11 protein-coding genes are annotated in these 23897 nt (G+C 64.8%); 10 read left to right on the plus strand and 1 reads right to left on the minus strand.

What is annotated here, in order from left to right; all coding sequences use genetic code 11:
• Positions 1-122: 122 nt before the first annotated feature.
• The 10 genes from IRT45_RS20740 (at position 123) to IRT45_RS38055 (ending at position 23514) form a co-directional block, all read left to right on the plus strand.
• Positions 123-398, plus strand: a complete 276-nt coding sequence (locus tag IRT45_RS20740; protein ID WP_194807488.1) for an acyl carrier protein — start codon at positions 123-125, stop codon at positions 396-398.
• The gene (locus IRT45_RS20745; protein WP_194807504.1) at positions 388-1605 is read left to right on the plus strand and encodes a beta-ketoacyl synthase; all 1218 of its coding nucleotides are present in this window, start codon (positions 388-390) and stop codon (positions 1603-1605) included. The genes IRT45_RS20740 and IRT45_RS20745 overlap by 11 nt, the downstream gene beginning before the upstream one ends.
• A complete protein-coding gene (locus tag IRT45_RS20750; protein WP_194807489.1) occupies positions 1602-2642 on the plus strand; it encodes a beta-ketoacyl synthase N-terminal-like domain-containing protein in 1041 nt (346 codons plus the stop codon). The genes IRT45_RS20745 and IRT45_RS20750 overlap by 4 nt, the downstream gene beginning before the upstream one ends.
• On the plus strand, positions 2636-2983 hold the full coding sequence (locus tag IRT45_RS20755; protein WP_194807490.1) for a hypothetical protein: 348 nt from the start codon (positions 2636-2638) through the stop codon (positions 2981-2983). Before IRT45_RS20750 ends, IRT45_RS20755 begins: the two co-directional genes overlap by 7 nt.
• Complete coding sequence (locus IRT45_RS20760; protein ID WP_194807491.1) at positions 2974-3381, plus strand: 3-hydroxyacyl-ACP dehydratase FabZ family protein; 408 nt, start codon at positions 2974-2976, stop codon at positions 3379-3381. Before IRT45_RS20755 ends, IRT45_RS20760 begins: the two co-directional genes overlap by 10 nt.
• Positions 3378-3515 (plus strand): hypothetical protein, encoded by a 138-nt coding sequence (locus tag IRT45_RS37075; protein ID WP_228534680.1) that lies wholly within the window; start codon positions 3378-3380, stop codon positions 3513-3515. Before IRT45_RS20760 ends, IRT45_RS37075 begins: the two co-directional genes overlap by 4 nt.
• A gap of 57 nt (positions 3516-3572) precedes the next feature.
• Entirely contained in the window at positions 3573-4037 is a 465-nt protein-coding gene (locus IRT45_RS20765) for an SDR family oxidoreductase (RefSeq protein WP_305082318.1), read from the plus strand.
• A gap of 85 nt (positions 4038-4122) precedes the next feature.
• Complete coding sequence (locus IRT45_RS20770) at positions 4123-4647, plus strand: TetR/AcrR family transcriptional regulator (RefSeq protein ID WP_194807492.1); 525 nt, start codon at positions 4123-4125, stop codon at positions 4645-4647.
• 20 nt (positions 4648-4667) lie between these two features.
• Positions 4668-23171 (plus strand): non-ribosomal peptide synthetase, encoded by an 18504-nt coding sequence (locus IRT45_RS20775; protein WP_194807493.1) that lies wholly within the window; start codon positions 4668-4670, stop codon positions 23169-23171.
• Positions 23172-23253: 82 nt separating this feature from the next.
• Positions 23254-23514: a hypothetical protein gene (locus IRT45_RS38055; protein ID WP_375540132.1), complete on the plus strand. Its 261-nt coding sequence runs from the start codon at positions 23254-23256 to the stop codon at positions 23512-23514.
• Between the two features lie 285 nt (positions 23515-23799).
• Here IRT45_RS38055 and IRT45_RS20785 read toward each other — a convergent pair.
• Positions 23800-23897: adenosylhomocysteinase (locus tag IRT45_RS20785; protein ID WP_194807494.1), on the minus strand; the 98-nt coding region annotated here is incomplete at its 5' end.

Here is a 23897-nt window from a genome sequence, read left to right on the forward strand (position 1 = left end):
GCTCAAGATCTACTCAAGATTTGGTTCAGACGTCTCGGTCAGGATTGGGCCCATACCAACCGAATCCGGTTCTTCCGGTGGGTTGTACGGCGGTAGTGGCCCAGATCGAGGAAGGTGGATCGATGTCCGACATCACTATTGACGGTGAGTTGCGTGCCGAGATTGCGGAGATTGTCGCCAGGATCCTGGAAGTGGATGTCGCCGACGTAACGTGGGACGGCGACTTCCGTGACGAGCACGACGCGGATTCCTTGCAGGGCATCGAGATCCTGTCCGCCCTCGAGCGTGGCTTCGCCATTACGATCGACCAGGAACGGCTGCCCGATATCGTTACCCTGTCGCGCACCTACGCCGTCGTCGCCGAGGCACAGCGGGCAGTGGGCGACAATGGATGCTAAACGGCGTCGGGTCGCGATTACCGGTCTGGGCATCGTCAGCAGCATCGGTGTCGGCCCGGCCGAATTCTCCGATGCATTGCGCGCCGGACGATCGGTGGTGGGTCCGATAGCGGCGTTCCCCACCGACGGCTTCGATCACGCAAATGCCTGCGAGGTGCGCGATCACGATCCAGCCGATTCGATCACGACATTGAATCCCGAGACCATGGGGCGAGCCACCAGGTTCGCTGTCGCCTGTGCGAGACTGGCTCTGCACGACGCGGGACTCTCTCAGCAGTATGTCCGCGAGTTGCGCTCGTTGATCTCGGTAGGCACGACGAACGGGGAGAGCCGGGAAATCGAGGCGCAGGTTGAGCGCCAGGTCGCCAACGGGGTTACGGATGTCGATCCGTCGGCAGCGCGTCGAGCTCGTCCCGGGCGGCTGTCCGCAGATATCGCGAGGGAATTGGAACTCACCAGCACTGAGGCGGTCACGATTCCTACCGCGTGCGCGGCGGGCAACTACGCCATCGGAGCGGGGTTCGACGCCATTGCGAGTGGCGACGTGGATCTCGCGCTATGCGGCGGCGCGGACGCGCTGGTACGAAATACCTTCGTCGGATTCTACCGGCTGGGAACCATCGCTCCCGACCTGTGCCGGCCGTTCGACCGGGGGCGGCGCGGAATCCTGACCGGTGAGGGCGGCGCGGTCCTGGTCCTCGAACATCTGGACGCGGCCCTGGCCCGCGGTGCGCGCATTTACGCGGAGATCTTGGGATACGGATTGTCGTGTGACGCGAGTCATCCTGTGGCTCCGGATCGAGACAGTGTGGCGCGGTGCATGACTCGTGCCCACGCCCAGGCCGGAATCAAGCCCGAGGAGGTGGATTTCATCTCCGCGCACGGCACTGGAACCAAGGCGAACGACCTGACCGAAGTCGCTGCCATCCATCAGGTTTTCGGCGCTGCGGCGCCGCCCACCGTATCGGTGAAGTCGATGCTCGGCCATGCCATGGGCGCTGCCAGCGCGCTCGCAGCGGCAGCCTGCGCGCTCGCGCTGCGAGAGGGCTTCATCCCTCCGACAATCAACTATCTCGAGGCTGACCCGGACATCGCTATCGACTGCGTTCCGAACCAGGCGCGCATCGCTGACGTCCGAATCGCCCAGAACAACGCGCTCGCTTTCGGTGGCAACAATGCCGTCCTCGTCCTCGGGAGGCACGGGTGAAGACCATCATCACGGCGTGGGACGCGTTGTCCGCGTCGGGCCGTGGCCTCGATGACCATGTGGGCGCTCTGGGCGGCGATGTCACGGTCGGCGGTGGCGACGAGCCCCGGCTGGTCTCGGGCTTCGACATCGAGGTCGCGCTAGGTCGGCGCGGAACGCGTGCCATGGAGCGGTCCACCGGTCTCGCGGTCGAGACGACCGGTCGGCTGCTCGATCGGGTGGGACTCGGCCGGGAGAATCGGACCCCCGATGCCGACGATGAACTCGGAATCGTTCTGAGCGTTTGTGACGGTACGCAGGCGATCGTCGATTTCGCCAATGACACGTGGGTTTATGCCAAGCCCTATCAAGTGAACCCGGCGAAGATCCCGGCCAATTTGATGAACTTCCATGCTGGGCAGTGTGCGATCTGGCATCGGCTGCGGGGACCGAATGCCACGGTGTGCGGCGGTCCCGCGGGCGGACTGCTCGCCCTCAACTACGCACGACGACTGCAGCGCGGCGGGCACGCGCGGACTCTCCTCTGCGGCGCGGTCGAGGAGTACAGCGCGGCACGTGTGAAATATGAAGTAGCACAGAGCGTTACCTCAGAGCAGCGGGCTTTCGGGGAAGGTTGCGTGGTGTTCCTGGTGGAATCCGATAGGCCGAAGGGTGCTTCTCGAGAGCCACTGGCCGACCTGCTGGCCGTGGAATTCGGTGCGTACACGAGGCTGGACACCATAGACACCGCGCTGTCCGAGTGTATTCGGCGGGCACTGCGGCGTACAGATGTGAAGGCCGACAAGGTCCGGGTGGTCGCACCTTCGCCGGGGGTCGGGCTGCGGGGACGGGCTGAATTGGCGGCGATCTCCGATGTGTTCGGTCGAATACGGCTCGCGACATCGGGTCTCGATGCCCTAGGGGATACGGGAGCGGCAGCGGCCGGATTCCAAATTGTGGAATTGCTGATCGGTCCTGGCGAGCCGGGCCGGATTGCGATGGCGACGACGAGCGATGACGAAGGGCGGGTGGGATGCGCATTGTTGCGAATATGGTGACGCCATTCGAGTGGCGATTCACCGAAACGGGTCCTGCGGTGCTGACGACGGTGGTGAATCCCCGGTCGGCGATCTTTCTCGGTCATTTCCCAGGGCGGCCGGTGGTACCCGGCGTGTGCTTGATCGACTTGGTGGATCGAGCGGCCCGAGCCAGCGGCATAACCGCAGCAGCCGTATTGACCGGCGTTGTCTCGGCGAAGTTTGCCGACGCGGTGCTGCCCGCAGACGAACTGACGGTCTCGCTAACCCGCGACGGTTCGAACGTCACCGGTGCTGTGCACACCATACGCGGCGAAAACTGCCGCATCACATTGCGTTACGAGGAGCAGGCGTGGAATTGACCAGTGTGCTCCCGCATCGCTGGCCGGTCCTGCTGCTCGATCGTGTCGCCGATGTCGAGCCGGGTGTCAGCCTTAGCGGCTTTCTGACTATTCGTGCTGACCAGCCCTGGTATGCCGACCATTTCCCGCCGTATCTGGTGTTGGAATCCTGGCTGCAGGCTGCGGCGGTGCTGGGGCGCTGGAAGGTACCTCACCACGACATTCCGGTGCTGGTCGGTCGCGTGCGCGGGGTCAGGTTTCTGCGACGAGCCTTCACTGAGGAGACGGTGCACCATCGGGTGCGGATCGTGAAAACTGCTGCGGGCCTGTCTATTTGCTCTGGCATCAGCACTATCGCGGAGTCGGCGGTGCTCGAGGTCGATCAGGTGACGGTCAGTTTCGGCGGGGGTATCAGATGAGTGAATCTCGGCCGGTGGCGCTGGTCTCGGGCGGCTCCCCCGGCATCGGGCGTGCCGTGGTGTTGAAGTTGGCCGAGAACGGCTACGACGTGAGCTTCTGCTATCAGGCCGAAGCCGAGGCCGCAGGATTGTGAGAAGGATTCGGTCCGATCGACGCTGTCGTCACCTCGGCCGGGATCACTCGAGACGGTATGACTGTAATGCTCCCCGGCGACGACTGGCAGGCCGTGCTACGCACTAACCTGGACGGCACCTTTCACATCTGCCGGTCCGCAGTCTTCGGAATGATCAAGCGTCGGCGGGGTGCGGTCGTGACGCTCTCGTCGATTTCGAGAATCAGCGGAAACCCGGGGCAGCCCAACTATTCCGCGGCGAAGGCGGGCATCTGCGGCTTCACCAAGGCGCTGGCGCGGGAAGTTGGCCGCTACGGTGTGCGGGCGAACACCGTCGCACCGGGTTTCATCGACACTGAAATGACACGGGCCGTGCCCGATGAGGTGTTGCTGCGAGCCGTGGAACGCACCGCCCTTGCCCGCCTCGGACGGGCCGAGGAGGTGGCCGACCTCGTCGGCTTCTTGGTGTCCGAGCGCGCGTCGTTCATAACCCGGCCAGATCATTGGAATCGATGGCGGACTGATCCTCTGATGACTTCGTGAAATCAGCTCTACGATAGGAACTTTCGTAATGCGGGAGTCGATCGTCAGCAGAACCACCCGGACTGCCGGGATGTCGAGCAGACGCATGACAGGACTACAGCGGCGGGAGCACATACGCGACATCGCCCGTGATGTTTTCGCGGAGTTCGGGTATTCGGCAACGAGCACCGACATGATCGCTCGTGGGGCGGACGTCTCCCAGGCCTACGTGATTCGGCTGTTCGGTAGCAAGCGTCAACTGTTCCTCATGGGCTTGGAACAGGCCTGGGACGGATTGGAGGCCATTGTTCGTGGCGCCTGGTTGCGAACAAATCCTCCTGCAGAGACACGGGATTGTCGTGCGGCACTGCTGGAGGATCCCATCCTGCCGATGCTGATCCAAGGATTCGCGGAGAGCGCGGATCCCGTTATCGGCGCGAGCATGCGCGACCGCTGCGGGGACCTGTACCGGCTGCTGCTTTCACATCCGCGGGCGTCGGCGGCCGAGGCTCGCCGGTTTCTGGCCGAGTGCGCCCTGATGGGGGCGTTGGTGGCGATCCGGGACACCGGGGCCGATGACGAACCCGCGCCGGGGCTCAGGGAACTGTTTGCGGCCTTCGGAATTAACTAGCTTCGAGGATTGGACCAATAATGCAGCGTGATCGAACCCGGCTTGAACTGACTGCGGCTCAGCGCGAACTGCTGCTCGCCGAGGACCTCGACCGCGGTCTGGTTGGCAATCAATTCGGGTACATCGACCTGCATGCCGAGATCGATCCCGGAGTACTGTTCGATGCCATGCGCCACGTGTGGCGGGAGTCACGGACGCTTCGTGTGAATGTGGTGCGTGAGGGTGGCCGGGCGTGGCTGGTGGAGCGTGACCGCGACGAGTTGTCCATCGGATTCCACGATCTTGGCGGCAACGACGATGCCGAGTATGCCGCGGACAGATTCATGGCGACCGAGTCCGAGGTGGCTTTCGATCCCGAACACGATCGGCTGCTGCGGGCACATCTTCTGCGGCTCGACGCGGGTCACTACTATCTCTATGTCACGTTCCACCACCTGATCATGGACGGAGTCAGTGTCCTGATCTGGGTGCAGCGCGTACTCGACGTCTATGCCGCCCTGGTGTCGGGTTCGAGTATCGAGCCCGCGGTGTTCGCCGGTCAGCAGGAAGTCCTCGAACACGAGCACGGTTTCCACGCCGCCGCACGAAGAGCAGCGCAGGAGTATTGGGCGGCGCTGCTGCCCCCGGACGTGGAGCCGCTCGCGCTGCCTGGAAGCGGGAACCCGGCACAGGCCGAATCCTGCCTCTCCCGCGGGGCCGCGATCCCGGCTCACATCCTCGACCAGCTAGCGAAGGCGGGGGCCGCCGAACGACTGGCGCTTCCGTGTCTGCTGATCGCGGTGGGAGCCGCGCTCTCGTGGTCGCTCACTGGACGTGGTCAGTTCTGCCTCCAGGTCCCGGTCTCGAATCGTCGTGGGGCCATTAAGAATACGCCCTGCCTGCTGGCCGACTCGATCCCGGTACCGATCGAAATGAATTTCGGTGACTCTCTCCTCGCCGTCGCCGCGCAGGTACAGCACCACCTCGGCGCCGCCCGCCGCCATTCTCGGTACGGTCTGGTGAATATTCGCCGCGACCTGGACCTCGCGGACAGTGGGCGAAACCCCTTCGGCCCATCGGTCAATGTGATCTCCTATCCCGACACCATGCTCCCGTCCGCCGAAGCCGCGGCCCCCCACATCGGCTCCACTGGGATCGCGGGTGACCTGTCGATCTTCTTCCAGTTTCCCGCGGGCTTATCGTCGGACGGATTCGTGACTATCGAGGCCAGCTCTCGCTTCTACTCCGACGCCGATCTCGAACTCTTCGTGAGAACGCTCGTCGCGTATCTCGATCGCGCAGTACTGGATCCGTCCGCGCCGGTCGGATCGGTACAGCTGCTCGATGCCGGTGAGCGCGCCCGAATCCTGAGCTGGAGCGGCGTGGCGTTAGAGGTCCCAGCCGACGCCACGACGGTTGTCGACATGCTCGAACGGCAAGTCGAGGCCGCCCCCGGCGCAATCGCCCTTGTGTCGGGGACGGAACAACTTTCGTATCGCGAGCTGCACGCGCGGGCGAATCAGCTGGCTCGTGTGCTCATCGAACACGGCGTCGGCCCGGAATCGATTGTGGCCGTCGTATTGCCGCGGTCGATGGAGTTGATCGTCGCCCTGCTTGCGGTGTGGAAGGCCGGCGGGGCGTACCTGCCCGTGGACCCGGCCTATCCGCGTGAACGGCTCGATCACATTCTGACCCCTGCCCGTCCTGCACTGGTCATCGCCAATGGCGAGCAGGCTGCCGCGATCCCGCGCCTCGCAGGGGACACGGCGCCGCCCGTCCTGGCCATCGATGCCGATGGCACCGCTGTCACGATTGCGGCACAAAGAGATTCGAAGATTGCCGAAACTGAGCGCCGAAATCCGCTATGGCCTTCGCATCCCGCCTACGTCATCTATACCTCGGGCTCGACCGGGACGCCGAAGGGCGTCGTCGTCACCCACCGCAATGTCCGGGCCTTGTTCTCCGCCACCGCCGACCGATGCGGATTCACACGCGATGACGTGTGGGCCTGGTGCCATTCACAGGCGTTCGACTTCTCGGTGTGGGAGATCTGGGGTGCACTGGCGCACGGCAGCCGGCTGGTGGTGATTTCAAGCGAGATCGTCCGGTCACCCCGGGCCCTCTGGCGAGAGCTCATAGCGACGGGGGTCACGATCCTGAACCAGACGCCGTCGGCGTTCTACGGACTGATCGCCGAGTTGCCGTCCGTCGAGGCGGAGGCGCGGTTGCGCATGGTTGTCTTCGGCGGTGAGGCGCTCGACCCGGAAAGGCTCACGGAATGGCATGCCTATCGGGCGGATTCCGCGGCTCCTGTGCTGATCAACATGTATGGCATCACCGAGACGACCGTGCATGTCACCCACCTCGAACTCGCCGCCGAGCATTCGCAGTCGAATGCCAGCCCGATCGGCGTTCCCTTGTCGAGCCTGCGGGCCTATGTAATGGACGGCTGGTTGCGTCCGGTGCCGGTAGGCGTATCTGGCGAACTGTATGTGGCCGGTACTCAATTGGCCCGCGGGTACCTGGGGCGTGCAGGTTTGACGGCCTCCCGATTTGTCGCGGATCCGTTCGACCTGGCGGGTGGCGGTCGGCTGTATCGCACCGGTGACGTCGTACGTTGGACCGCGGACGGCCGACTGGAGTATGTGGGCCGTAGCGATGACCAGGTGAAAATTCGAGGCTTCCGGATCGAACCCGGCGAGGTCACCTCGGTGCTCGAAGCGCATCCAGCGGTATCGCGTGCGGTGGTGGTCGCTCGAGGGAGCTCGACGGGTGGCGGAAGACAGCTGATCGGATACGTGACGACGGACGAATCGGTGCGGGGGAGAGGCGGCAACGGGGAGACCGAGCTTTTCGACCAGTGGCAGCGCGTCTACAAAGAGTCGTATTCGGGTCCTTCATCTTTCGAGTCCGATGCCGACTTCACCGGGTGGAACAGCAGCTACACCGGGCAGCCCATTCCGCTCGCGGAGATGCGGGATGCGGCGGGCGCGCATATCCGAGAGCTCGACCCGCGCCGGGTGCTCGAGGCGGACATCGGATCGCTCGCGATCGAGTTGCGACGTCACGTTGCCGACCGGCTGCCCGCGTTCATGGTGCCGGCTGCGGTGGTCGTTGTCGACCGATTCCCGTTGACGCCGAACGGGAAACTCGACAGGGACGCATTGCCGGATCCGCAATTCCATGCGACTGCGCTCTATCGCGCTCCCGGTACCCGCGCCGAGGCGTTGCTGTCGGCGCTGTTCGCGGACGTGCTGGGTGTGGACCGCGTTGGCATCGACGACTCGTTCTTCGATTTGAGCGGCCATTCGCTACTGGCTACGCGCTTGGTGAGCAAGATCCGGTCGGAGTTGGGCGTCGAGATTCCGGTGCGCGCGGTCTTCGACCGCCCCACTGTCGCCGAGTTGGCGACCCAACTGTCCGACAGCGGCGGTGGTCGCGTTCCACTGGTCAGGACCGAACAGCGGCCACTCCAGGTGCCATTGTCGTACGCTCAGGGACGGCTGTGGTTCATCCACCGGCTCGAGGGGCCATCGGCGACCTACAACATGCCGCTGGTACTGCGGCTGTCCGAGGATGTGGACGCGGCGGCAATGACTTCCGCGATCGGTGATCTCCTTGCTAGGCACGAGAGCTTGCGCACCGTGTTCACCGAAACCGACGGTATTGCCGCACAGCGGGTACTGGATGTGGACGCCTTCGCGCTGCCTGTGTCGGTAGCCGCGATCTACGACGACGCCGTCGATGACGCGGTGTCGGAGGCGGTCCGGTATCCATTCGATCTGGCGGCCGAATTCCCGGTGCATGTACGCCTTCTACGCTGCCGGGACGTCGTGACCTCGGTGGTCGAGGGGCATGTGCTGGTCCTGGTGCTGCATCACATCGCGGGTGACGGATGGTCGCTCGCGCCCTTGCTGCGGGACCTCGGGGCCGCATATCGGGCCCGCCGCGCCGGATACGCGCCTACCTGGCGGCCGCTGCCGGTGCAGTACGTCGACTACACCCTGTGGCAGCGCGACCTGCTGGGGGACCCGGCAGATTCCGACAGCGTCATCGCCACCCAATTCGCTTACTGGCGTGCGGAACTGGCCGGACTCCCGGATGTGATTCGGCTGCCCGCAGATCGGCCTCGCCCGCGGATCGCCTCCTATCGCGGCGATGCGATCGAGCTCGTTATCGATGCCGGGTTGCGGCGGAGGATCGAGGACCTCGCGGCGGCGACAGGTGCGACACCATCTATGGTGCTACAGGCGGCGCTGACGGTCCTGTTGTTCAAACTCGGTGCTGGCGAGGATATTTCGATCGGTTCACCGATCGCGGGCCGGACGGACGAGGCCCTCGACGAGCTGGTCGGGTTCTTCATCAATACCTGGGTATTGCGGACCGCTGTGAAGCCGACGGCATCGTTTTCCGACATCGTGTGGCAGGTTCGGGACAAGGCCCTGGAAGCGTACACGAACCAGGATCTTCCCTTCGAGCTCTTGGTCGAACTGCTGAACCCGGTCCGATCGCCGGCGCATCATCCGCTGTTTCAGGTCGCGCTAGCTTTCCAGAATAACGGCTGGCCGACATTGGATCTCGGTGGCGACCCTGTCACACCGCGCTTCGTATTGACCAGCACGTCCCGGTTCGACCTGTTCTTCAGCATTGCCGACGTGTCCGGTACGGCGGGCTGGATCGGGTTCGTTGAATACTCGACCGACTTGTTCGACCGCGGCACCGTTGAGCAACTCGTGGAGCGGTTCGTGCGCCTGCTCTCGGCACTGACGGCCGCTCCTGACCGGCCAATCGGTGCCGCCGAAATCCTGAGCGATGGTGAGCGCGGCCGAATTCTCGAATTGTGGAGCGGGGCAGCGGAAGCCCACGCCGAACCCGCTGCCGCCACTCTGACCGGACTGCTCGACAGGCAGGCCACCGTCACCCCCGACGTTGTCGCCTTGGTCTCGGGACCACGGGAATTGACCTACGATGAGCTGCATGCGAGCGCCAATCGGCTCGCGCGCGTGCTCATCGACTACGGGGTCGGTCCGGAAACTATTGTCGCCGTGGCCTTGCCCCGGTCGAGTGAACTGATCGTCGCGCTTCTGGCGGTGCTGAAGGCGGGTGGCGCGTATCTTCCGATCGATTGGGACTATCCGGCGGACCGGATCGGCTTCATCCTCACCGATTGCGCTCCGGTGCTGGTGATCACCGAGACCGCACCGGCCGGGCGGGTCGCTGAGCTGAGCCTCACCACGCCACCGCCGGTTCTCGTCCTCGACAACCCCGGGACGATGATATCGGTCGCGCGGCGCGACAGCGAGCCGATCACCGATAGCGAACGCCGCCGCCCCCTCGAGCCACTGCATCCGGCCTACGTCATCTATACCTCCGGATCCACCGGCCGCCCAAAGGGCGTGGTGATCACGCAGCGGAATGTGGCGGCGGCGTTGGCCGAACTCGCCGCTAGAACCGGAATGACCAGCAGTGCCAGCGTACTCGCGAGCACATCGGTGGCGTTCGACGTCTCGGTGCTCGAGATCTTCACGGCCCTCGGCGTTGGAGCCCGGCTGGAGGTGGTCGACGACATTCTGGCGCTGATTGACCGCGGTGGCTGGACCGGCACCCTGCTCAGCACTGTTCCGTCCGCGTTCGTGGCATTGCTGGGCCGTGCGGATATACAGCTACGCTGCGAGACGATCGTTTTCATCGGCGAGGCATTGACCGACGCCCTTGTGGAGCGAATCGGAACCGAGTTGCCCGGTGTTCGCATCGTCAATGGCTACGGTCCGACCGAGGCAACGGTCATAGTCACCGGTCAACCCATCGAACCCGGGATCACCGCCGTCTCGATCGGCGTTCCGCTCCCGGGTGTGCGGGCCTATGTGCTCGACGGATGGTTGCGGCCGGTACCGGCTGGGGTCGCCGGTGAACTGTATGTGGCCGGGGAACAACTGGCCCGCGGCTATCTGGGGAGCGCCGGGTTGACGGCCGCACGATTTGTTGCCGACCCGTTCGATCCGAGTGGCGCGGGGCGGCTGTATCGGACCGGCGATGTGGTGCGTTGGACCACGCAGGGCGCCCTCGACTATCTCGGCCGCGCCGACGACCAACTGAAGCTTCGGGGATTCCGCATAGAGCCCGGCGAGATTCAAGCGGCGATCGCGGCGCACCCGGCGGTCACTGCGGCGGTGGTCGTTGCCCGCGAGAGTGCCGATGGAGAGGGAAAACAGCTCATCGGATACGTCACGGCCGATGACACGACGGACAGCGACGTCGGCGCGGAAGTCGAATTGGTAGGGCAACGGGTCTGTGACGAGCTGTGCGCGGGTGCACGGAGCGCGGTGCTCCCGGCGTCGGGGCCGGTGACCGATGTGTACCTGCCGGATTCGCCGCTGGCGGAGTCCGCGCGGTACACCAATACGCCTCGTGGTGGACTGCTCGCCGCCGACATCCGCCGTCATGCGGCGAAAACTCTGCCAGAGTATATGGTGCCCGCCGCGATTGTGGTTCTCGATCGGTTCCCGCTGACGCCCAACGGAAAACTGGACCGGGGGGCGCTGCCGGATCCACAGTTCGGTGCAGCCGACCGCTATCGCGCTCCGCGCGTACCCGTGGAGGAGCACCTGGCCGGGATGTTCGCGGCGGTACTGGGTCTGGCACGAGTCGGTATCGATGATTCGTTCTTCGACCTGGGCGGGCATTCGCTGCTCGCAACTCGCCTGGCCAGTAGAATTCGTGCCGAGTTGGGTGTCGAGGTGCCGATCCGGACGATCTTCGACTGCCCTACGGTCGCCGAGCTTGCCGGACGGCTCAACGTGTCACAAACCGTGCGTCCGGCATTGGCGCGATGCCAGAGGCCCGATGCGGTTCCACTGTCGTTCGCCCAGCGGCGGCTGTGGTTCATCCACCGGCTCAAGGGACCATCGGCCACCTACAACATGTCGATGGCGGCGCGCTTGATCGGTGAGCTGGACATCATCGCGCTCATCGCCGCAGTAAGGGATGTCCTCGACAGGCACGAGTCACTGCGGACGACATTCGACGAGATCGACGGCGTACCGGTCCAGATCGTCCGCCCGGTCGTCGATATCGGATCGCCGCTGGTCGTGGCAACCGCCGACACGGAGGCGGAGCTTGCCGACCTGGTGCGGCGCGCGGCCGATCACGAATTCGACATCGAGTCCGAGCTTCCGGTACGTGGGTGGGTGATTCGCGGGCCCGCAGGAGATCACACGCTGGTGCTGGTACTGCATCACATCGCGGGCGACGGCTGGTCGGTGACGCCTCTGTTCCGCGATCTTGCCCTCGCGTATCGGGCTCGCCGGGACGGGTACGCGCCGAGGTGGCAGTCGTTGCCGGTTCAGTATGTGGACTACACGCTGTGGCAGCGCGAGTTGCTGGGCGACGCCTCCGATCCGGAGAGCATGCTGTCGGGTCAGTTGGCCTACTGGCAGCGGGAACTGGCGGAGCTGCCCGATCTGATCCGCCTGCCGCTCGATTACTCCCGGCCTCGCGAAGCCACCCATCACGGTGAAACGGTGCCGTTCACCATCGACCGGTCGATGCGCCTAGCGGTGGAGCGCCTGGCCGCCGCGGCGGGAGCGACCCCGGTGATGGCGCTGCAGGCGGCATTGGCGGTGATGTTGTTCAAACTTGGTGCGGGTGAAGACATCCCGATCGGCTCACCGATCGCCGGACGAACTGACGAGGCGCTCGACGAGCTGGTGGGCTGCTTCATTAATACCTGGGTCTTGCGTGCGCGGATCACCGCATCGGCCTCCTTCGATGACCTGCTCGCCCAAGTGCGAGACAAGGCCCTGGCCGCATACGTGAATCAGGACCTGCCCTTCGAACTGCTGGTCGAACTACTCAACCCGAACCGTTCGACGGCGCATCATCCACTGTTCCAGGTCGCCTTGGCCTTCCAGAACAACCGCCCTTACGAGCTCGAGATCCCGGGTGTGGAGACCGTTGCCATCGCCCTGCCCGCTTACACGTCTCGATTCGACCTGTCGTTCACGTTCACCGACGACCCGTCCGTGAACGCTCTAGGCGGAGGCTGGGCCGGATCCGTCGAATTCGCCACCGATTTGTTCGACCGGGTCACGGTCGAGCGGCTCGCGGCTCGCTTCCTGTGGGTATTGGGCACGCTGGTGGCCGCGCCCACTCTCGCGGTCGGCACCGTCGACCTGCTCGACGATGCCGAGCGTGAACGAGTCCTTGGCGTATGGAGCGGTGCTGCCGTTGCGGCGCAAGAATATTCGTCGTCGACGATCCTGGAGCAGCTGGAAACGCAGGCCGTCAGGACACCCGAGGCCATCGCCGTTATCTCCGGCGCCGAGCAGCTGACATACCGCGAGCTGCACGCCCGAGCCAACCAGGTCGCGCGCCTGCTGATCGAGCGCGGAGCAGGACCGGAGACGATCGTTGCCGTCGCCCTGCCGCGGTCGAGCCGATTGGTCGTCACCCTGCTCGCAGTGCTGAAAGCCGGTGCCGCCTATCTGCCCATCGACCCGGACTATCCGCCGGACCGCATGGCGTTCATGCTGTCCGACGCCGACCCGATCCTGATTGTCGACACCGAGAACATCATCGAATCTGCTGCGGTGCAGGATGATTCGACCGTCACAGACAACGAACGCCGGTACCCCGTCGAGTCCGCGCACCCCGCATACGTCATCTACACCTCCGGGTCCACCGGCACTCCGAAGGGCGTCGTGGTCAGCCAGGGAAATATCGCCCGCCTCGTACCCAACGCCTGGCGACCGGAGGTTAGGGAGTCGGTGCTGGTGCATTCGACGACGGCCTTCGACGCATCGACATATGAAATCTGGCCGACGCTCGCCTCGGGTGGTTCATTGGTTGTCGCCGAGCCGGGTTCATCGACCCCGACGGACATGGCCGCATTGATTCAGCGGCACCAGATTTCGAAGATCTTCGTGTCACCCGCGATCATGGCGGGGCTCGCCGACATCATCGCCGCCGACTCGGAAACGGGCGCGCTGAGATCGTTGACCGAGATACACACCGGCGGCGATCTGCTCGACCCGCTCGCCGCCCGCCGAACCACCTCGGCCAGGCCCGAGATCGGGATCCGGAATCTATACGGGCCGACGGAGGCGACCGTCGCCGTCACCTCGTTCGCGGTATCCGCGAATGACGACGGGCCGGTTCCCATCGGCGGTCCGATGGCGGGCACACGGGTCTACGTGCTCGACGCTGGAATGCGGCCGGTCCCGGTGGGCATAGCCGGAGAACTATATGTAGCGGGCGGTCAATTGGCGCGCGGCTACCTGAGGCGGTCGGCACTGACCGCGACCAGATTCGTCGCAGATCCCTTCGACCGCGCCGGTGGCGGGCGGATGTACCGGACCGGCGATATGGTCAGGTGGAACACGGCGGGGTTCCTCGAATTCGTCGGCCGGGTAGACGACCAGGTGAAGATCCGAGGCTTCCGCATCGAACCGGGCGAGGTCGAGTCAGTTCTGGCGGCTCATCCTGGGGTCGGGCAGGCGATCGTGGTCGCCAGAGATGACAGGCTGATCGCGTATGTCACGCCGGCGCTGTCGAGATCGGGTGACCTCGACTCCCGTGACGTTCGGCGCTTCGTCGGCGCCCGACTCCCCGAGTTCATGGTTCCCGCCGCGGTCGTAGTCCTGGATCGATTCCCCGTGACGGCCAACGGAAAGATCAATAAACGCGCGCTGCCCGAACCTCGATTCGTGTCGACTGCCGCCTACCGTGCACCGCGCGCAACCGCGGAGCAGGTGCTCGCGGATGTATTCGCCGACGTGCTGGGCGTGGACCGGGTCGGTATCGACGACGACTTCTTCGAGGTCGGCGGCGACAGCATCCGCTCGATCCAGGTCGTATCGCGTGCGCGGATGGCCGGAGTGGTGCTCTCTCCGCGAGAAGTGTTCCAGCACCGCACGATTGCCTCGCTGGCCGCCCTAGCGGCAGACCGCCGCGACACCGGCCCTTCACTGGACGAGTTGCCCGGAGGCGGCCTGGGCTGGGCGCCGTTGCTGCCGGTCGCCCGATGGGTCGGTCGGCACCAGGCCGGATTCGCGGCCTTCTCCCAGTCGTTGTTGCTGGATCTGCCCCGCGGAATCGACCGTGCCGCACTGGTGGCCACACTCACCGCGGTCGTCAATCACCATGACGGATTGCGCTCGCGTCTGGTTGAAGACGACCGCGGGCAGGGCATAGAGATGCTGCCCCCGGGCACGGTGGACATCGAGGCATGCCTCAAGCGTGTCGAACTGGCCGATTCCGATGCGGCGGAGCGGACGATCACGGTCGAGATCGATGCTGCGGCGCTGCGACTGCGCCCGCTCGATGGCGTCATGTTGCAATTCGTATGGTTCGACCGTGGACCGGACCAGCCCGGCCACCTGGGCTTCGTCGCCCACCACCTGGTGATCGACGGTGTGTCGTGGCGGATTCTGCTGCCGGATCTGATGGCCGCGTGGTCCGGGCTCCGCGCGGGGAACGACCCGGCGTTGCCTGCCGTTGGTACCTCCTTACGACGCTGGTCTCACGCAGTGCTCGCGGATGCCACCTCGAGCAGACGCGAATCCGAACTGGGACAATGGCTATCGATTCTGGACTCGCCAGGCTCGGCATTGGGGGCACGCGTGCTGAACCCGGCCGTGGATGTGGTCGCTACCATCGACAGGATCGAAGTCGAGATCCCCGCCGTGGTTAGCGAGGCGGTACTGACCACGCTTCCAGCCCTCTTCCGCACTAGCGCCAATGACGGATTGCTGGCGGCCCTGGCCATATCCATCGCGCAGTGGCGGCACGACCACAATGCCGCCATCGAGCCAATGCGGATCCAACTGGAAAGCCACGGCCGCGACGAGGACGCCGTCCCGGGCGCCGATCTCAGTCGTACGGTCGGCTGGTTCACCTCGGTCTTTCCCGTCCTGCTGGATGTCGGCGACCTGAATGTGAACGACGCGTGCGCGGGTGGCGCCGCGGCCGGGGTCCTGATCAAGCGGATCAAGGAGCAAGTGCGTGCCGTCCCGGACAGTGGGATCGGCTTCGGGCTGCTGCGGTACTTGAATCCAGATACAGCACCACTGCTGGGGCAATCGGCGGCTAGCGAGATCAGCTTCAATTATTTGGGCCGGTTCGCCGATCCCAGCGCGCGCACCGATGCCGAGGGTGGCGGCTGGACGCCGACTCCGGGCCGGTTTGGGGGCCCAGCGCTCGATCCGATGATGCCCGCGGTAGCGGCCCTGGACATCAATGCGATAGCTGTCGACACCGACCGGGGGCCGGAGCTACGCGCCGTCTTCGCGTTTCCGACCGGAGTACTCTCGCGGGAGACCGTGCGGCAGCTGGCTGATGGGTGGCGTACTGCGCTGGACGGGCTTGCCCGTTACGTGGGCACCGTGGCAACCGGTGGGCTGACCCCGTCGGATCTGCCCCTGGTGCCATTGGATCAGGTGGGCATCGAAGCGCTCGAAACGCGTTATCGCGGCCTGGTCGACGTGTGGCCGGTGACGTCCATGCAGGCCGGGTTCTTGTTCCATTCCCAACTAGCCGAATCCGCATTCGATCCATATCAGATTCGGCTCACGATGAGGATCGACTCCGCCGTGGACGCGGACCGGCTACGTCGGGCGGGACAAGCCCTGATGGAGCGATACCCCAGCCTGCGAACCGCGTATGTCGATGCCCCCCAAGGCAACCCGGTCGCAGTCGTCGTCGACGGTGTGGAGTTGCCCTGGCAGCTCCTCGATCTGAGTGAGCTACCGGATGCCGACGTGGCCGCCATTCTCGCCGAATTGGCGCAACGAGACCGCGAGACCCACTTCGATCTCGGCACCCCGCCGTTGCTGAGACTGGCCGTCGTCCGCACCGGACCCCGGCGCGCGCACATCGCCCTGACGATTCATCACCTGGTATTCGACGGTTGGTCGCTGCCATTGATGATGCGGGATCTATTGCGGCTCTACGCCTTCGAGGGAGATCTCCGCGCTTTGCCACCCGTGCCGGACTATCGGGACTATCTGGTGTGGCTGTCACAGCGGGACCGTGTCGCCGCCGAGGAGGCATGGGACGCGGCACTGGCAGGGATAACCGAACCTACGCTGCTAGAGCCCGTGCTGCGGGCCGCGGATCGTGATCGGCACGATACTCCGGGGATCGATCGGGTCGCCCTTCCGCTGCCCGACAGCGTCTCCCAGCAGCTAACCGCCTATGCGGCCGAGCTGCGCATCACAGTCAACACCGTCGTGCAATGCGCGTGGGCAATCCTGCTGGCCAAGCTCACAGGACAGCGTGATGTGGTTTTCGGTGCCACGATTTCTGGCCGCCCAGCCGATCTGAATGGCGCAGATTCGATGGTCGGGGTCTTCGTCAACACGATTCCCGTGAGGGTCGACCTGTCCGGGGACCGCGAGGTGACAGAGCTTCTGACCGCGTTGCAGAACGGCCAGGGCGCCCTGCTCGATCACCACCACTACGACCTGAGCGCAATCCATCGGCGAACCGGACTGAATCCGCTGTTCGACACGGTGATTGTCTTCGAGTCGTATCCGGTCGACGACGTGGCGATCCGGACATCGGCGGAGAGCGGCGGCCTGGCTGTCATGGACTTCGAGGTCGAGGACGGCACCTCCTATCCGCTGGCCCTCATTGCGGCTGCGACACCCGATCTGCGACTCGTATTCCAGTACGCGACTGATGTTTTCGACCGGGCATCGGTCTCCGATCTCGCCGATCGATTCGTCCGGGTCGTCGAACAACTGATTGCGGAGTCGGCGCCGACCGTGTCCTCGATCGAACTCCTCGATCAAGTGGAGCGACGACGGATCCTCGCGACATGGAACGACACAGCGGCGGACGTCGGTGCCAATCCGACCTTGGTGGACCTGTTCGCGCGACGGGTGGCCGAGCATCCGGAGGCACCAGCGGTCCGGTATGGCGGCCTCATGTGGACCTATCGTGAACTTGAGCTGCGGGCGAACCGCGTCGCCGGGGCGATCCTGGCGCACGGCGCCGGACCCGAGACGATCGTTGCCGTCATGATCCGGCGCTCGGCGGATCTGATTGCCGGGCTATTGGGGGTGCTGAAGGCCGGAAGCGCCTACGTGCCCATCGATCCGGCGTATCCGCCGGATCGAATTCGCTACATCCTTGCGAACGCGAATCCGACGTGCCTGCTGACAGATGACGCCGACTTCGCGGCGGGAAGCCTACCCGCGGGCCTGGATCTTCTGCGGATCGAGCGGGCGTACGAGGGTTTCGATGACGGCGGGCAGATGCCTGCTTGCACGGTGCACCCCGGCAACCTGGCATACGTGATCTATACCTCCGGCACGACCGGCGCGCCCAAGGGCGTCGCGATCACGCACTCGAGCGTGGCGAACGCGATGGTCGTGATGCGAGAGCTATACGGCGAGGATCGCTCTCCGCATGTGCTCGCCGGCACCTCGGTGTCGTTCGACGTGTCGGTCTTCGAGATCTTCGCGACCCTGTGCGCCGGCGGCACCGTGGACATCGTCCGGGATATCCTCGCACTTGCCGAACAGGATCGATGGCGCGGCGGCATGATTTGCGCGGTGCCCTCTGCGCTGGCGGCGATCATCGATCGGATCGGTGACCGGGTCGATACCGATACGATTGTCCTCGCGGGCGAGGTGCTCCCGAAGTCGTTGGCCGACAAGGTGAAGCAAGTGTGGCCGGGGACTCGACTGATCAACGGTTACGGTCCGACGGAGACCTTCTACGCCACCGCCCACGTCGTGGGTTCCACGCCGATCGCCGAGGGCGCGTCGGTGCCGATCGGTACGCCGCTTGGCAATACCCGGGTATACGTGCTCGATTCCGGGCTGCGCCCGGTGCCGCCGGGGGTTGTCGGTGAGCTGTACATCGGTGGCGCACACGTGGCGAGAGGATATGTGGGGCTTCCGGTTTCGACGGCTTCGCGATTCGTAGCCGATCCGTTCGCACACGTGCCGGGCGAACGCCTGTATCGCACCGGGGACCTGGTGCGCTGGTCGCCAGAAGGGATACTCGACTACGTCGGCCGGATCGACGAGCAGATCAAGGTTCGCGGACATCGGATCGAACCTGGGGAGGTCGAGGCGGCCATGAAACGGCACCCGATGGTGGAGCGGGCGGTCGTGTTCGCCCGGGAATCCGCCTCCGGTTTGCCGGACCTGGTCGGTTATGTGACCGTGGCCGATCAGGATTCGGTGACGCCCGCCGAGTTGCGCCGGTTCGCCGACAACCGCTTGCCTTCTTTCATGGTTCCCACCGCGATCATGATTGTGGACCGCTTCCCATTGACCGCCAACGGCAAACTCGACCGGCGCGCGTTGCCCGCGCCGACATACGACTCGGCGGTGGCCTACCGAGCCGCCGGTACCCGTGTCGAACAGGTCCTTGTAGATCTGTTCGCCGCCGTGCTGGGCGTCGACGACGTCGGCCTCGATCACGATTTCTTCGACTTGGGCGGGCATTCGCTGCTGGCGACGCGTCTGGTGAGCCGCATCCGGATGGAACTGGGCGTCGAGGTCGAGATTCGACGGGTCTTCGAGTGCCGCACGCCCGCCGAGCTCGCGTCGCGCATCGGCGACGCAACCCGAGCCCGGTCGGCGCTGGCGGCCTACGAACGCTCTCGAGTGGTTCCGCTGTCATTCGCACAGCGGCGACTGTGGTTCATCCACCGCCTCGACGGGCCGTCGGCGACCTACAACCTGCCTATGGCGCTTCGGCTGTCCGGCGAGCTGGACCTCCCGGCGCTCGAGGCCGCACTCGGTGATGTGGTTGGTCGCCACGAGGTCCTGCGTACGGTATTCACAGAATTCGACGGCGTTCCGAGGCAGGTAGTGCGGGACCCAGACGAGGTGGACATACAGCTCTCGATCTATACCGCGACCTCCGAGTCCGTTCTGGCGGAGCTGGTGACACGCGAGGCCGCCGCCACGTTCGACCTTGGTTCCGAGATCCCGGTGCGCGGTGCGGTGATCCATAGCGCGGCCGGTGATCACGTCCTCGTCCTGGTGCTGCATCACATCGCCGGCGACGGTTGGTCCCTCGCGCCGTTGCTGCGGGACCTCGGCACGGCCTACAGTGCGCGTCGAGCCGGATCGCCGCCGCAGTGGCGTCCGCTACCGGTGCAATATGCGGATTACACGCTGTGGCAGCACGAACTCCTGGGACAGCAGCCGGATCCCGACAGTCTTCTCAGTCGGCAATTCGAATACTGGCGTGGGGAACTCGCCGGACTTCCCGACCGGCTGTCGCTGCCGGTCGACCGGCCGCACCCGCGCGTCGTGACCCATCGAGGCGATATCGTGGATTTCGAGGTTGCGCCCGAATTGCGTTCGCGGGTCGAAGAGCTCGCGCGCACGCTGGGTGCGACTACGGCGATGGTCTTGCAATCGGGGTTCGCGGTCCTACTCAACACGATGGGGGGCGGCGAAGATATCGCGATCGGTTCGCCGATCGCCGGCCGTACCGATGCGGCGCTTGACGACCTGGTGGGGTTCTTCGTCAACACCTGGGTACTGCGAGCCGACCTTTCCGGACACCCGTCGTTCTCGACGATCGTGCATCGTGTTCGACGAAAAGCACTGGCTGCCTACGAGAATCAGGACGTTCCCTTCGAGCGACTCGTCGAACTGCTGAACCCGCCGCGGTCTGCCGACCACCATCCACTCTTCCAGGTGATGTTCGCGTATCAGAACAATGAGTTGCCCGATCTCGATTTCGCCGGATCGAGGGCAGAGATCTACCCTGTGCACACCGCCACGGCCCGCGTCGACCTACTGCTGAGCGTCGGCGAAGGACTTACCGCCGCAGGCGGTTTCACCGGAACCTTCGAATTCGCCGCCGACCTGTTCGACAGGGAAACTGTCCTATCGATCGCAGAGCGGTTCCTGCGGGTTCTCGAACAGGCCACCGCGGATCCGCAGGCGCCACTGGGACGGTGGGACGTGCTCGGTGCCGACGAGCGCCGGACGATGCTCGAGGTCGCGCACGGCACCGCGGTGGCGGTCCCGGGCACGGGTGTCGTGGAACTATTCGAACGGCAGGTGCAGTCCCGTCCGGGTGCTGCGGCGATCGTGTCCGATGAGGGCGAAACCTGGTCCTATGATCGGTTGAACAGGATTAGCAACCAGACCGCGAGGCTGCTGATCGCGCGAGGCGTCGGCCCCGAATCGATTGTCGGTGTGGCCGTGCGGCGTTCGCCTGCACACGTGGCTGCCGCGCTGGGTGTGCTGAAGGCGGGCGGAGCGTACCTGCCGATCGACCCGAACCATCCGGCGCAGCGCATCGCCTCGATACTCGCCGATTCCGCGCCTGCCGTTGTGGTGACCGACCGGGCGAGTGCGGCAGCATTACCGCCGGTGGTGGAGACCCTACTGAGCGAAGGGATTCTCGACGACGTCGCCGCTGTCGAGGATGCAGTGAATATCACCGCGGCCGAACGCCGAGGACCCGTGCGCCCGGAGAATCTCGCCTACGTCATCTACACTTCGGGATCAACTGGCCGGCCAAAGGGCGTACAGGTCACCCATCGCAACCTCGCGAACCTGGTGCACTGCGGGTGGCCCGGGGTCCCTGGCGAACGGGTTCTCGTGCACGCACAGCCGACATTTGATGCATCGGTCTACGAGCTCTGGCCTGCCCTCGCACATGGGCGAACCCTGGTCTTGCTCACGTCGAATCTGCTGGACGTCATGGATCTTCGGAGTGTCGGACCCGGGATCGGCCCGGACTCCCTGGTGCTGACCACCTCGTTGTTTCGGGTACTGGTCGAGGATCCGCGTGCCGACGAGGTGTTTGCTGATGCCCGGGAGATCGTCGTCGCGGGCGAGCGGCTCGATCTTCACTCGGTGGCGGTCGCTGCGCGGCGATTCCCGGGCGCGGCGATCTTCAACGCCTACGGCCCGACCGAAGCTACCGTGTGCACCAGCCTCTTCGGAATATCCGTCGATGAGGACCGATCCGGCATCTCGGTACCGATCGGCCGTCCGATCGGCAATATCAGTACCTACGTGCTGGATTCGGCTCTGCGGCCTGTGCCGGTCGGTGCGATCGGCGAGCTGTACATCGGCGGTGCACAGGTGGCTCGCGGGTACGCGGGACTGGCCGGGGTGACTGCTGCGCGGTTCGTGGCCGATCCGTTCGACGCCGTCGGCGGGGGCCGGTTGTACCGATCCGGCGACCTGGCGCGCTGGACTCGCGGCGGTGTGCTCGAGTACGTCGGGCGCGCCGATGAGCAGATCAAGGTTCGTGGCTATCGAGTCGAACCAGGCGAGGTCGAAGCCGTTCTTCTGGAACATTCGACGGTCGCGCACGCGGCAGTGATGGCGCACGAATCCGGCGGATCCACGCGATTGGTCTCGTATGTGGTCGGAGCCGAGGGGCATCCGCTCGACACGGGTGAGCTTCGGGCATTCCTGGGAGAACGACTGCCGGAGTTCATGGTTCCGGCGGCGATCGGTGTCGTGGAGCGTTTTCCATTGACCGCCAACGGAAAACTCGATCGGCGAGCGTTGCCGGTTCCGGAGTTCGTCTCCGCGGTCGCCTATCGCGCGCCGCGGACTCCGGTAGAGCACACCTTGGCCGAGGCCTTCGCAGCCACGCTGTGCGTTGACCGCGTTGGTATCGATGACGACTTCTTCGAGCTCGGCGGGCATTCACTACTCGCCACCCGGTTGGTCAGCCGAATTCGGGCCGAGCTCGCGGTGAAGATCGGGATCCGATCGGTCTTTGACCATCCGTCGGTTGCTCGGCTGGCGACGCACCTCGACGAGGGCGGGGCTGTCGACCACTTCGCCAGCGTGTTAGCGCTGCGCCGAGCCGGAGGCAAGACTCCGCTGTGGTGCGTCCACCCGGCGGGCGGGCTCGGATGGACCTACCGGTCGCTCGCGGGGCGGCTGCCCGATCGCCCTATCTATGCCCTTCAGTCACAGGGATTCGATGGCGATCCGCTCGCCGAGTCCTTCCACGACATGGTCGAATCCTATGCAGACAGCATTGTGGCGACCCAGCTCGAGGGCCCGTACCTGCTGCTGGGCTGGTCGTTCGGAGGCGTTGCAGCACACGCAATCGCCGGTGTGCTGTCGGCTCGAGGGCATGAGGTCGGTGTGCTAGCCATCCTGGATGGGATTCCACGCGAACATATCTCAGAGGAAGCTCTCGATCGGGAGAGGGCGGTCGATGTGCTCGAGGCATGGCTCTCGCAGACTTACGGGGAGGACGGCGATGCACCCGACCTTTCGGAGGTGATCGGCCGGGGCATGGGCATTTTCATGAATAATATTGCGCTGCTGGAGGATTGGCGAACTCCTGTGTTCGGGGGCGACGCGCTCGTATTCCGGTCTACCTTGGACGAGGACGGCTCGTCGAGGCGCATCGGCGACTATCCGCTCGGAGCGATGTGGAGCGACTTCGTCAGCGGCGAGATCGTGGAGATCGATATTGACTGCACCCACCAGGGGTTCGGTGAACCCGGTCCGCTCGGTGCCGTCGCCGAAAAGCTCGAGACCGTTCTGGATTCCGTTGATGAACTACTGAAGGATGGTGAGAAATGAACCCGTTTGATGACGACTTGGGCCAGTTCCTAGTACTGGTCAACGACGAGGGCGGTATTCACTGTGGCCCAGTTTCGCCGAGATTCCCCGGGGATGGTCCTCGGTATTCGGTGTTGCGAGCCGCGCCGACTTTCTGACGTTCATCGAGACCGAATGGACCGATATGCGTCCGAAGTCGCCGATCGCCGCGATGGAGCGGGACGGCTCGGACAGACCGCTACTCCCAACGGTTAGTGGTCCGGCTTGTACGGGCCTTGTGAGCTTGCCGGCATGCCACTCAGCGCCGCGACGTGGATGCGGGCAACGTTTTCGGCCGGCACGCACGGCTGTACCTGATGCCTAGACAGTGACGGTCTTATTGGTCCTGGCAATCAGTCCTCGAATCAGGCTGGCCGGTCGACAAATGTAGACGACCGATGTCGTCGAACTACATGCAGGTCAGGCGGTTTGAAGCACACTGATACAGAAAGGCCGAGCTCGAGCGAACACGAGGGTCCGCAACTGGGTCCGGAACAATCGATCGCGGGTTAGCGGGATTAACACGTTATCGGCTGACATGACTATCGATGCGACCGCAACCTTCATCCAGGGATCCGTACGAATCGTCAATTGCTACAGCGGAGTTCGCTCAGTAGCGGTAGTGCTCCGGCTTGTACGGGCCTTCCACGTCCACGCCGATGTATTCGGCCTGGTCCTTGGTGAGCTTGGTCAGGGTGCCGCCGAGGG

The organism is Nocardia sp. BSTN01 (assembly GCF_015354405.1).
Taxonomy (GTDB): Bacteria; Actinomycetota; Actinomycetes; order Mycobacteriales; family Mycobacteriaceae; genus Nocardia.

Bases quoted from the DNA above. Each gene is read 5' to 3' on its own strand.
- IRT45_RS20740 (WP_194807488.1), top strand. From the start codon at position 123: ATGTCCGACATCACTATTGACGGTGAGTTGCGTGCCGAGATTGCGGAG.
- IRT45_RS20745 (WP_194807504.1), top strand. From the start codon at position 388: ATGGATGCTAAACGGCGTCGGGTCGCGATTACCGGTCTGGGCATCGTC.
- IRT45_RS20755 (WP_194807490.1), top strand. From the start codon at position 2,636: ATGGTGACGCCATTCGAGTGGCGATTCACCGAAACGGGTCCTGCGGTG.
- IRT45_RS37075 (WP_228534680.1), top strand. From the start codon at position 3,378: ATGAGTGAATCTCGGCCGGTGGCGCTGGTCTCGGGCGGCTCCCCCGGC.
- IRT45_RS20765 (WP_305082318.1), top strand. From the start codon at position 3,573: ATGACTGTAATGCTCCCCGGCGACGACTGGCAGGCCGTGCTACGCACT.
- IRT45_RS20770 (WP_194807492.1), top strand. From the start codon at position 4,123: ATGACAGGACTACAGCGGCGGGAGCACATACGCGACATCGCCCGTGAT.
- IRT45_RS20775 (WP_194807493.1), top strand. From the start codon at position 4,668: ATGCAGCGTGATCGAACCCGGCTTGAACTGACTGCGGCTCAGCGCGAA.